Genomic DNA, 11,102 nt, shown 5'->3' on the forward strand with positions numbered 1-11,102 from the left:
TCACCAACGACTGACTTTGCTTTAGCGCGGATTTCTTCAATCAGCCGGTCGGTGTAATCACCACTGATAAACGCCGCTTCCAGTTCACCTGCCGTCTTTGGCAGGCTGTAAAGCTGTAACTCTGTGCTTTCCATAATCCTCTCCTGAATGTGGGTCATATAACCGCCCACTCAGTGAATGGACGCTGATATGACAGACATAAAAAAGGCCTCGCCGTAGCGAAGCCAGATTGAGTTAGTGCCTGTTTTTACCGGGTCAGGCTCCCGTGCCCGCCGTACCCCTACAGCAAGTTCTGGTGTAATATCTGAACACCCCTACAGTGTTGAGATTTATCCTATGCCAGAAGAAAAAGGAATATTAAGAAGAATTAGCGACGTTGCTGCCACAGCAAGCGGGAGCCTCAAAGGTGCTGTAGACCTAGCAAAAGAAGTCAACGCCTTGCAGGTCGATTATAATGTTAAGACTAAAACTATTGATTTATTAGATATGCTTGTTGATGCTCGTACCAGTCAGTTCGAGCTAACGGAGCTTTTGGACGAAGCAAAAAATAAAATCATTGAACTCGAAAATCTTTTGAAAACAAAACATGAGTGGGATAGTCAAAAACTTGACTACGAACTTTACCATCCGATTCCCAGCACGGTAGTCTACCGATTGAAACCATCTGATGGCTCTGAGTATCAACCTCATTATCTTTGTGTTAAATGCTATGAATTTAAAGTGAAGTCTATACTTCAATATAAAACTTCCAACGCGGCGTTTACAACGATGTGTTGTCATAACTGTCAGTCCGAATACAAGTTCCCACTGGAATACCAAAAACAGAAGAAAACTCCAGACCCATTAGGGAGTAGTTATTAGATAAAGGTTAAACCTCTAATGCTGAGCCGCTATTCATTTGAGCACATCCTACGTTACAAGATGCTGGTCCAGCTTCTCGCCACTCCCTCCTACGCTGACATTCATCTCTCAGCGTAGTTATTGCTAGTTTTATAGCCTCTTCAAAGCTAATCCCTTCACCGTCAGCCAATTGCTGAACAGCTGCTCTCAGTTCTTCATCGTGCTTTTCCATACATTACCTCACACTAAAGGAATAGACCGGCCTCTGACCTTCTGACGGCCGGTGCATGTTACCCGGTCACTCTTGGTGCGGTGGCCGGCTGAATAAATTGCTACGTCTGGCATACACTGAGATACCTGCTCAGGGCGATTGCGCCAGTTCGGTGCTTTCAGTGCCCGCTCAACGCGATCAACTGGTTTAAGCTGCATTGCTTCGGCTGCCTTGCGGGCGTTGAACTCTGCCATGCGGCGTCTGTTTCTGTTCATTGGGATTTCCTCTGTAAGTTCTTTGGTGGGCGAGTCAGCGCGGCATTGCGGCCCTGTCTCAGCCTTGTGCCCCTTGCCGTCCCGATACAGCGACAGACTGAGATCTGCCATTGCTGATTAATTTTGTGCTCGGTGACTCACCCCCGAAGAACTCACTTCGGCCTGTGTATTCACAGGAACCTTGTTTTTAAATAGCAGCCTGACTTCATGTCCGGCGCGGTAGGTAGTCCGTTTACCGCATCGATGTTTCGTTTCGATGTGCTTATTTAAAACTATGGTTGTTTTCATGTCAACAACAATGGTTGTTTATTTTCGTTATTTTTTCTTAATGCGGTTTTATTGGGTTGTTTTATCTCAGAATACAGACGAAAAAAAATCCGCACATTGGCGGATTTTGTGAGCTTTCTTGCATTTAGATTATGACTGAGTACCAGAACACCCTGCCGATAACTTCAATTTCGTTGGCATCGACTTCCTGATCGGCAAACTCGTCTTTGTTAAAACTTCGGATGCTTATTTTATTGTTTGGCATCTTGTAGAGCTGCTTTATGCGCTTGAGTCCACCGTGATTTATGGCATACAGCTTTCCATCAGTGATTTTTTTATTGTTGGTATCAACGGCTACTGTTGTGCCATCCGGCATTACTGGCTCCATGCTGTTACCGGTAGCCGGGAAGCATAGAACTCCCGATCCATCGGTATTAGCGCCTACTCTACGGAGCGTTGATTTCGAGAGGCGAAGCATAAAACCATTGTGATCCTCTGATCCGTAGGTCCCATCCCCGCAAGCGAATTCAATATCTTTTAAAAAATGCACTTCTACTTCATCATCCTCAATAGGTGTTCTGCTATCCCATGGCGACAGCCGCCCCCATTTACTTTCATCAGGAACGGATTCCCCGCCTTTGTCCTCCCCGGTTGCTAGCCAGATAGACGGCACCCCAAGCACCTCCGCAATTTGGCTTGTATATGAGGATGATGTTGCCAATCCCTTCTCCAATTTTTGGATTGCAGCCTGGGATATACCAACCATCTCACCAAGCGCTTTCTGGGATAGGCCCTTATTTTTCCGCGACTCGCGCAGTCGTTCAGCAAAAGTAGTTTTCATATTAAGAACCTACAACGTAGGTTGTTCATGTTCAAACGAATATAGTTGTTGCAAATAAAACAACTAAAGTTTTATAATGACAACCATAATCACAATGGAGGTTGTTATGAACAACGTAATTAAAACCGCCATTGACCATGTTGGCTCACAGAAGAAACTCGGTGAAGCCTGCGGGGTTACTCAACAAGCGGTAGGTAAATGGTTAAGTGGGAAAGCCAAAGTTTCCCCAGACAAGGTTCCCCTGGTCGTTAAAGCCACGAAGGGTCTTGTCAAAAGTTACGAGCTTCGACCAGACATGCCTCACTTGTTCAGAAAGCCACGGTCAGCGGCATAGATTTATAGAAACATCGCTCTTTTACAATCTGCCACCCTCGGAATACCAGGGACCAATTTAAGTGACAGCACCTGCTGATCACTCAACTACACACACAAGGATTTAATCAAATGGAAGTAACAACCACACGCAACAACGCTCGCGCAATTGAGAGCAAGTTATTGAACAAAATCGCCTTAGTCGGGCTGACCAACGTAGCGAAAGCTGTTGGCGTCGATAAGTCTCAGGTGTCGCGCTGGAAGGCTAATTTCATTCCGAAGATGTCACTGCTACTGGCGGTGCTGGAGTGGGGCGTGGATGACGAACAGATTAACGAGTTGGCCCAGCGGTTACGGGTATTGCTCACAAATGAAAAGACCCCAAAGAACGGCGAATTCTTTGAGGCCTAATTGCTAATTACTGTATCAATCAACAGGGGTAATTATACATGAAAAATACGAAGAAAATCCAGGGTAAGGGACCAGAATTTCACCCGGAAAGACCGGTCAGTCTGGTCGATGTTGCTGCTCACAACCGGGCCTTTGCTGCCCGGCTTATTGGTGAGTACCGACTGGCTAAAGCGGGGGTGAAGAATGGTCGCCGTTAGACATTTATCACTGGTTCAAAATGAGCCGGTAAACGAAGAACTGGAGCGCAAAGTGGCCGACACCGATGATGGTTTCATCATGCTGGCAATGTCGCTTTATGAGGCGTTGATCGGGGCTAATCTCACCCGGAATCAGGCCAAGGTGGCACACGCTGTATGCCGTAAGACATATGGCTTTAAGAAAAAAATGGACAGGATTGCAGATAGTCAACTCGCAGAGATTTGCAGGATCAGCAGACCCAAGGCAAACATTGCCAAAAATGAACTTATCTCAATGAAAGTTCTGGTAAAAGATGGTGGCAAGATTGGCCCCAACAAAAACATATCTGAGTGGTGTATTCCTGACTGTTCCCAAATAGATAACATTGTTACCAAATCGGGAACAAATAATGTTACCAAACCGGTAACTCAGGGTGTTACCAAAACGGAACACACAAAAGATATTATTCAAAATATAAAAGATAAAACCCCCCTAACCCCCCAGGGGGGAGACTCAAAGCTCGCCCAGGAGTGTCTTGATTTTTATAACCACATCACGGACAGCAGGTGCGCATCACCAGAGCCTTTTGAAAAAGCCCTTAGGACTATCAAGGCGAAAGGGACTTGCTACAGCGCAGAGGAAGTGAAGCTGGTTACTGAATGGGCCGTCACTGTCTGGAAAAACAAACCATCACCGAATAACCTTTGCCGAATGACGCGGTTTGATACTTACCTGTCTGACGCTCTGAAGTGGAGCGAAGGCTCTGAACGAAATCCGTCCCCGTGTCCACATGAAAAACTAATCAGCCTGTGGAATGGCAAGTTCCCGGACCGAGCTGTGGAATCTCATGAGTGGAACAAATCACGTCCGGCATACCGTGCTATGGAGCGTGTCTGGAACGGCAAAACCAACAGCGGCGCATGGCGTGAAGAGAAACACATCGCCACTGTGTTCGACCTGATCCGCAAGTCCAGATTATGCGATGGTTTACACGACAAGCCATGGCTCACTCTCGACTGGATTCTCGACGCCAAAAACTGGGCGAAGGTTTACGAGCAGGCGCGCCGGGAATATAAACTTTCGGTACAGGGAGTTACTCAATGAATAATTCATCACGTTATGCCGATATGTACGTTGAGCAAAGTGTGATCGGCTCGATGCTGCTTGCGTCCTCAATCGAAGAGCTACAGGACGGCGCAATGGACGCCATTGAAAATTTGGCGGCTGATGATTTCACAAGCGCATCTCACAGGCTGATTATCGGCGCAATTAAGCGACTCCACTTCAGCGGCGCTAAGATTGACCTGCTAACACTGAGTGCAGAGCTTGAGCAGACAGGAGAGATAGAATTAGTGGGTGGGTTCTCCTACTTGGCTGAAATAACAAAAAACACCCCTTCAGCGCGCAACCTTGGTGCCTATGCCACAAAACTGAAAGAGCTTTCGCTTGGGAGAAAAGCTCAGGCCACGCTTCACGCAGGTATGACGAAACTTCAGGATCCGGGCCTGACACCACTGGTGGATATTATCGGAGGAATACAGTCGGAAATTGGTTCAATTGAGACTCAACAGGAGTCCGGAACGCGCCATATCATGGACGGCATCAATATTTCCATTGACGAGATTGAGTCCATCATCAGTGGTGACATTTGGAAGCACCGCACTCAGCTTGGAATGAAAACAATCGATGAGGCGTTCGGAGGTTTTAATAACACCGATTTCATCGTCGTTGGCGGCCGTCCTGGTATGGGTAAAACCATGTTCAGCACGACAGTAACCGAGTGTGTAGCACTACACAGCAAAAAACCGGTCTTATTTTTCAGTCTGGAAATGCCTATTGAGCAGATATCCCAACGTGTAGCATATCACCGTGCCCGCATCAGCAAGGAGCAGCTTCTCAATGAGGAAAATAAAGGTGTTTGTGATGCGGCATGGGCAAAGCTTAGTATGGCTCTTCAGGACTTTCAGGGTGCCCCGATTCATATCAACGACAAAACAGCCTTAAGCGTTCACCAGATTCGGTCTGAGGCTCGAAGGATGCACAAGCAGACTGGCGGCCTGGGTGTAATCATCGTGGACTACCTCCAGAAGATGAAAATGACCAACCCTGAGAATATGAACCAGTCAGTGGGTGAAATAGCAACGGGGTTGAAAAATCTGGCAAAGGAGTTGAGGTGTCCGGTCATAGCACTGGCACAGTTAAATCGTAACCTTGAGCAGCGCGCCAACAAACGACCGGTAAACTCCGATCTGCGTGAATCTGGCGTTATAGAGCAAGAGGCTGACGTTATTTTTATGGTCTACCGGGATGAAAAGTATAACCCTCAAACTGAGATGAAGGGCGTTACAGAAATCATTTGCACCAAGTCCCGTCACGTACCCGGCGCTGAAAAATCCTACTACTTTAGCAGTGCGCTTTCAGGATTAGATCCGCTAGACTTTAAGTCCCTGGCAAACAGCGGAAGCTATACGGAAATCGACTGTTAAAACTAATGAGGCCTGCAATGACACTGAAAAAACTGGATGTAGAAGAGCACTTAAACCGCCAAAAAGAACTGGCAGAAAAAGTGATAGTGGACGGGGATTACATCCTGTTAGCCCTGCCCGAAGGGAAAATCGATAAGTGGTATGAAGTTCCTCTGTCCGGGCTAAAAACTCATGAGCAGATTATTTCCTGGATATTCCACTTAACCTCGAAGTCCTGGATTGAAAAAGATGTTCTCAGACGGTTTATCCAAGTTGTTAGTGAGCTTAAAGGCATAATCCTTTAGCCAAAAAACACAATTAATCTGATGAACAAAGCCGCTTAATGCGGTTTTTTTGTGCCTGAATTTGGAGAGGAAGATGCTCAAAGATAAATATGGCTATGAATGGCAACCGTTTCTGATGGACTTCATCGCTTACCTGAAATCAACAGATGATTCGACCTGGTGTACGGATGTTGTAAGAACGAAGGACGGAAAAGGCAATTGCCTGTACGGCCATCTTAGTAATTTCTGCGGACACGCCGGTGATGACAATGTTAGCTCTGACTTCGACTGGTTTGATTCCCTCGTGTCAACGTCTTATATCATCTATCCCGTTAATGATGGCACTCATGAAAAGTATCAGCAGGACACGCCAAAAAAACGCTGTATAGCGTACATGGAAGCGCTTTTATCTGGTGAAGAACTTACAACGATACCAGGTATGGAAAAGTGCTGTGCCGAATTCAAGGCAAGTAACCCTCAGAGTTTTTAGGGAGAGGAAGATGAATTACCAAGAGATGAGTGACGAGCAGATTAACCATGCGGTATCTGACGCACTAAGCATTCCACGGGGTGATGACTGGTGTAACTCATGGGAAGAATCTGGGCCAATAGTCTCAGATAATAATATTTCACTTTATCCCACGGAAATTACCTGGATCGCAGGGTCTGCAACATTCCACGTCTCTGCAACTCATGAAAACCCACTCCGCGCTGCAATGATAGTGTTCCTGATGATGAAGGAGTCTGCCTAATGATAGTTTTCAAGTATCTCTACATGGCCTACGGCGTGATATTTACGGCGATGTGCTGCACATCATTTTTCAGGCTGGTCAACAAAGGCGGTGACCCGTTTAACTTACTGGTCGGGGCTATCCTCACATGGCTGGTTTTCGTACCTCTACCGTACTCAGGCTTGTCGCTGTTAAGTTCAATTATTTTCAAAAGAGGAGGCTGACAATGGATGAATCCCGCAGGCAGTTTGAGGAGTGGATACAAACATTATATCCACAAGAGGAACTTAAGAATTTAGCTATAGCTCGGCAAGTAATAGATAGAGATAAATACAAAATATCTTTCAGTCAAACATCTTGGCAGGCATGGCAAGCATCCCGACAGGCACTACAGGATAGCTAGAAAGGAGAGTGACCTTTGCAATTCGACCTGGTGAAACACCCAGGCGGCGTATTCGCACTAGCAGACGATATAGACCTTCCTCGAATTAACCGCTTCAAATCCGGCGAAACCTACATCGCCGAAATCAAACTGACCCGTAATCCATCCTTTCACCGCAAGGTAATGGCCTTCTTTGGCTTTTGCTTCGATCACTGGTGCGCCAATCGTGCCGGTCTGGAGCATATGGACGAGCACAGCCAGTTTGACCGGTTCCGTAAAGACCTGACGATACTGGCCGGTTTCTATGTCCAGACAGTCCGGTTAAACGGTGACGTCCGGACAGAAGCGGAAAGCCTGGCGTTCGCCAGTATGGAGCAAGAACGTTTCGAGAGGGTGTACAGCGCACTGATTAACGCCGCCATCAAACACATATTCTCGGGGACCAAAGACCCGAACATCCTAAACAGGCTGTATGCCTTTTTCTGAGGAAGTCTTATGACACCATACCGACAAAAGATACTCGACCTATTCGAGGAAGGCCGCTGGTTAACCAACGGTGAAATAGTCGCAGCTACAGGGTTCCATGCCAGCAAAGTAAACCAGGACCTCCGGTGGTTGATTGATAACGACAAAATTCAGTTCAAAACCGATCCTGCACGGGCGTGGGCCAATGTTTACCGGAAAAGCACAATGCCATCTGTTGGCCGTGTAAAACTGCTGGATAGTTACCTCAGGGGGTGCCATGGGTAGCCCGACACAGAAAGCCATCGATAACCTGATATTCACTCCTACAAAACTCTCCCGCAATAAACCCAAACCAATCCCGCCAGCCTCCGAGGTCACCACTTATGACCCTGGCTATCTGCTGCGCAAAAGGAAATATGACTGCATGAGGATGAGGTGCATATGACAACAAAATATGACGCAGGGAAGTGGCGATTCAGCCTTTTTCCGGTGCAAGCGGTGCTCAGGATTTCTGAAGTGCTGGAATTCGGTGCGAAGAAGTACGCCGTAGACAACTGGAAAACAGTTCCTGATGCCAGGGAGCGTTATTTCAATGCTGCTATCCGACATTTAACCGCATGGTGGGGTGGTGAACGTCTGGATGAGGAAAGTAACTTACCTCACTTGGCCCACGCCGCCTGTTGCCTGATATTCCTGATATGGATTGATGAAAATGCAAACTGACTGCACAGCCTTCGGATTCCCTGCTGAAGACGGGAAACTCTGCGACTCCTGCGATGAACTGTACAGCGCAAAGAGCCCGAACTTTTATGACCTGGGAGGTGATGATGAACACGATTTACCAGAAAGTTGATGGTAGCAAATACAGGCAGATATTCGTCGTTGGTGACGTTCACGGCTGCTACACGCTTCTGATGAATAAACTTGATAGCGTGGGCTTTGATACAGAAAAAGACCTGCTTATCTCAGTGGGCGACCTGATAGACCGTGGGTCTGAAAGCGTGGAGTGTCTGGACCTAATAAATATGCCATGGTTTCGTGCGGTCCGCGGGAATCACGAACAGATGATGATTGATGGTCTGTCCGGGGAAGGGAATATCAACCACTGGATTATGAACGGTGGGGATTGGTACTTCCGTATGGACTATGACCAAGAGGTATTGCTCAAATCCCTCACTGGGAAGGTAAATCAGCTCCCGCACGTACTGGAAGTTACCTTGTCTGGCGGAGGTAAGGTAGTGGTCTGTCACGCTGAATACCCTGGCGGCCAATACGAATACGGAAAACCAGTGGATTCTGAAAAAGTAATCTGGAACCGGGAGCGGGTGAGTAAAGCGTGGGACGGCTTTGGGTTTAATATCGATGGTGCTGATTTATTCATCTTCGGGCACACACCGGCAAAGCGACCGTACAAAGTTTGCAACCAACTTTACATCGATACCGGAGCAGTGTTCTGCGGAAACCTCACACTTCATCAGATTCAGGGAGGTGATGATGGTCAGGCAGAAGAAGCCGAAACCGAAAACTTGCCGCCAATGTAAATCGAAATACTTCCCCCGCACCACCACCCAGATAGTCTGCTCACCATCCTGCGCAATCCAATACAGCAAGCACCAATCAGCGAAACAGGCTGAGCGGCAGGCTATTGCCGATCGGAAAGCGCACCGGGAACGTAAAGCAGACCTGAATCCATTAAGCCACTGGATGAACATGACCCAGCGGGCGTTTAACGACTTCATCAGGGCGCGGGACGGGGAGGTTTGCATCAGTTGCGGCAGCCGGTCGGCGGTCAGTTATCACGCCGGGCACTACCGGACTACGGCCAAGGCAAGTCAGCTTCGGTTCAACGAGGACAACTGTAATAGCCAATGTTCAGCCTGTAATACCCATCACTCTGGAAATATCGGTCCGTACCGTCTCAATCTGATAGCCAAAATCGGCACTGAGCGGGTCGAGGCGCTCGAAAACAACAACGAGCCACACCGATACACCAGGGAAGAACTGGAATTGCTCAGGGTGCGTTACAGGAAGAAAACCAGAGAGCTGATTAAACAGCGGGAGGATTCATGATCTGGCTAACCAAACTCCTCAACCACTTCACTCCGATCACCCCGACAGTCCAGTACAACCCACCATATAGTTACCCGGCCCAACCCGGAAAGAAGCGGAGGAAGAAGTCATGAGCTTAGAATCAACAGTGAAATATCATTACGCTAAGACACAGAACTTTAGTGGCATGGCCCCGGCAACATCTCCGGACACGCTAACGGGTACTGATTACATCGCTGCGATGGGTTTCGCTATGTCGAATGCGCCGCTTGGTTATCATGCTTTCATGGGAAAGGTAGGGATTAGTGAAAACGACGCTCAGAACGCCGTATCACTCTTAACGGAATATGCCTTGGAAAACTGCGATAAGGTTGCCGCCTTACGCAAGCTTGATACTGATATTAAGCCACTTGTTATGCAAAGACTCGCAATTTATGCCTACATGGATTATTGCCAAAGCGCATCAACTAAAAAGCCATGCCAGTGCTGTGAAGCTACGGGATTCATTGAGGTTGAGAAATTCACGATGAAGTCTGCGTTTGGTGCTGTAAGGCCGGAACAGGTGACATCTATCAGGAGATTGGACTCGAAACTAGGATGTAATGTTGGCCGGGAGGTTAGAGAGGTCTTCAAAGTCCTGTGCCATGAGTGCAAAGGTAAGGGTGTCGTGTCATCTGCCTGTCTCGACTGCAAGGGGCGGGGTAAGGTCGCAGATCGTAAAGAGACACTTAAGCAAGGCGTACCAGTAATCGGGGAGTGCAAGCGCTGCGTTGGTAGAGGTTTCGAGAGAATACCATCTACGGAGGCATTCCGGGCAATTGAGGAACTAGAGACAGGGCTGACATTGGCCACATGGAAGAAAAGTATTAAGCCATTTTATGACCAGCTAATCACCAAGATTGAAATAGAAGAATCGTGGGCTAATGCTTCTTTAGCAAAAGCAACTATATAATACATAACTTAGAGAAAATATTTCTAGAGGTTATTTACTTTTCCCGAACCTGTGGTTATGATTACCAACAATTAGTATTCCGTCCTGTTGTAAGGGATGAAAAAGAACCTCGCTCCGGCGGGGTTTTTTATTTGGTGTAATTCCACCATTTTGTCGGAGTCACCGATATGGTTTCAATTCCCCCGAATTCGAGGGGTAGACCATTACGAGGCAGCCCTCGATATGGTCCCTTCATCTGTGAGGGAACCATCAGTTAACTCATTGATAATGTTTCGATGTGGGGATTCCCATATCGCTAAATTGCAGGCTTCACTTCGGTGAGGCCTTTTTTTTATGCCCGAATTTCACCCTCTGCCAATCGACGACCCGTTAAAAATCCTCTCTGACTGTAGCGTTAACGGCACAGGGTGAATCCCTACACACAGCACCGAGCTTTTCTC

18 protein-coding genes are annotated in these 11,102 nt (G+C 47.5%); 16 read left to right on the forward strand and 2 right to left on the reverse strand.

Annotated features, from left to right (window positions below; translation table 11 throughout):
- Window positions 1-237 precede the first annotated feature (237 nt).
- Window positions 238-861 carry a hypothetical protein gene (locus JK211_RS16130; RefSeq protein WP_371734652.1) on the forward strand — a complete coding sequence of 208 codons (624 nt, stop codon included), beginning with the start codon at window positions 238-240 and terminating at the stop codon, window positions 859-861.
- Window positions 862-1,080: 219 nt separating this feature from the next.
- Here JK211_RS16130 and JK211_RS16135 read toward each other — a convergent pair whose 3' ends face one another.
- Window positions 1,081-1,326 (reverse strand): hypothetical protein, encoded by a 246-nt coding sequence (locus JK211_RS16135; protein ID WP_025901431.1) that lies wholly within the window; start codon window positions 1,324-1,326, stop codon window positions 1,081-1,083.
- Window positions 1,327-1,738: 412 nt separating this feature from the next.
- Window positions 1,739-2,434 (reverse strand): helix-turn-helix transcriptional regulator, encoded by a 696-nt coding sequence (locus JK211_RS16140; RefSeq protein WP_212709643.1) that lies wholly within the window; start codon window positions 2,432-2,434, stop codon window positions 1,739-1,741.
- 106 nt (window positions 2,435-2,540) lie between these two features.
- On the opposite strand from JK211_RS16140, the gene JK211_RS16145 reads away from it, so the two are divergent.
- The 15 genes from JK211_RS16145 to JK211_RS16215 all read left to right on the forward strand — a co-directional run bounded on the left by JK211_RS16145 (window position 2,541) and on the right by JK211_RS16215 (window position 10,662).
- Entirely contained in the window at window positions 2,541-2,768 is a 228-nt protein-coding gene (locus tag JK211_RS16145; RefSeq protein WP_212709644.1) for a helix-turn-helix domain-containing protein, read from the forward strand.
- Between the two features lie 110 nt (window positions 2,769-2,878).
- A complete protein-coding gene (locus JK211_RS16150; protein WP_212709645.1) occupies window positions 2,879-3,157 on the forward strand; it encodes a CII family transcriptional regulator in 279 nt (92 codons plus the stop codon).
- Window positions 3,158-3,195: 38 nt separating this feature from the next.
- On the forward strand, window positions 3,196-3,354 hold the full coding sequence (locus tag JK211_RS16155) for a hypothetical protein (RefSeq protein WP_212709646.1): 159 nt from the start codon (window positions 3,196-3,198) through the stop codon (window positions 3,352-3,354).
- Window positions 3,341-4,438, forward strand: a complete 1,098-nt coding sequence (locus JK211_RS16160) for a replication protein (RefSeq protein WP_212709647.1) — start codon at window positions 3,341-3,343, stop codon at window positions 4,436-4,438. Before JK211_RS16155 ends, JK211_RS16160 begins: the two co-directional genes overlap by 14 nt.
- The gene (locus tag JK211_RS16165; RefSeq protein WP_212709648.1) at window positions 4,435-5,820 is read left to right on the forward strand and encodes a replicative DNA helicase; all 1,386 of its coding nucleotides are present in this window, start codon (window positions 4,435-4,437) and stop codon (window positions 5,818-5,820) included. Before JK211_RS16160 ends, JK211_RS16165 begins: the two co-directional genes overlap by 4 nt.
- Before the next feature lie 17 nt (window positions 5,821-5,837).
- A complete protein-coding gene (locus JK211_RS16170) occupies window positions 5,838-6,104 on the forward strand; it encodes a hypothetical protein (RefSeq protein ID WP_212709649.1) in 267 nt (88 codons plus the stop codon).
- Between the two features lie 73 nt (window positions 6,105-6,177).
- Window positions 6,178-6,573: a hypothetical protein gene (locus JK211_RS16175; RefSeq protein ID WP_212709650.1), complete on the forward strand. Its 396-nt coding sequence runs from the start codon at window positions 6,178-6,180 to the stop codon at window positions 6,571-6,573.
- Between the two features lie 10 nt (window positions 6,574-6,583).
- A complete protein-coding gene (locus JK211_RS16180) occupies window positions 6,584-6,835 on the forward strand; it encodes a phage protein NinX family protein (protein ID WP_212709651.1) in 252 nt (83 codons plus the stop codon).
- Window positions 6,836-7,232: 397 nt separating this feature from the next.
- On the forward strand, window positions 7,233-7,682 hold the full coding sequence (locus JK211_RS16185) for a DUF1367 family protein (protein WP_212709652.1): 450 nt from the start codon (window positions 7,233-7,235) through the stop codon (window positions 7,680-7,682).
- Window positions 7,683-7,691: 9 nt separating this feature from the next.
- A complete protein-coding gene (locus tag JK211_RS16190; RefSeq protein ID WP_212709653.1) occupies window positions 7,692-7,946 on the forward strand; it encodes a hypothetical protein in 255 nt (84 codons plus the stop codon).
- The gene (locus JK211_RS16195; RefSeq protein WP_212709654.1) at window positions 7,939-8,106 is read left to right on the forward strand and encodes a NinE family protein; all 168 of its coding nucleotides are present in this window, start codon (window positions 7,939-7,941) and stop codon (window positions 8,104-8,106) included. The genes JK211_RS16190 and JK211_RS16195 overlap by 8 nt, the downstream gene beginning before the upstream one ends.
- Complete coding sequence (locus JK211_RS16200; RefSeq protein ID WP_212709655.1) at window positions 8,103-8,384, forward strand: dATP/dGTP diphosphohydrolase domain-containing protein; 282 nt, start codon at window positions 8,103-8,105, stop codon at window positions 8,382-8,384. Before JK211_RS16195 ends, JK211_RS16200 begins: the two co-directional genes overlap by 4 nt.
- A 104-nt stretch (window positions 8,385-8,488) precedes the next feature.
- Window positions 8,489-9,202, forward strand: a complete 714-nt coding sequence (locus JK211_RS16205; RefSeq protein WP_212709658.1) for a metallophosphoesterase — start codon at window positions 8,489-8,491, stop codon at window positions 9,200-9,202.
- Window positions 9,156-9,731 carry a recombination protein NinG gene (locus tag JK211_RS16210; protein WP_212709659.1) on the forward strand — a complete coding sequence of 192 codons (576 nt, stop codon included), beginning with the start codon at window positions 9,156-9,158 and terminating at the stop codon, window positions 9,729-9,731. Before JK211_RS16205 ends, JK211_RS16210 begins: the two co-directional genes overlap by 47 nt.
- 109 nt (window positions 9,732-9,840) lie before the next feature.
- On the forward strand, window positions 9,841-10,662 hold the full coding sequence (locus tag JK211_RS16215) for an antitermination protein (RefSeq protein ID WP_212709656.1): 822 nt from the start codon (window positions 9,841-9,843) through the stop codon (window positions 10,660-10,662).
- Window positions 10,663-11,102 lie beyond the last annotated feature (440 nt).

The sequence above is a fragment of the Tatumella sp. JGM130 genome (assembly GCF_018257525.1).
Lineage (GTDB): Bacteria > Pseudomonadota > Gammaproteobacteria > Enterobacterales > Enterobacteriaceae > Tatumella > Tatumella punctata.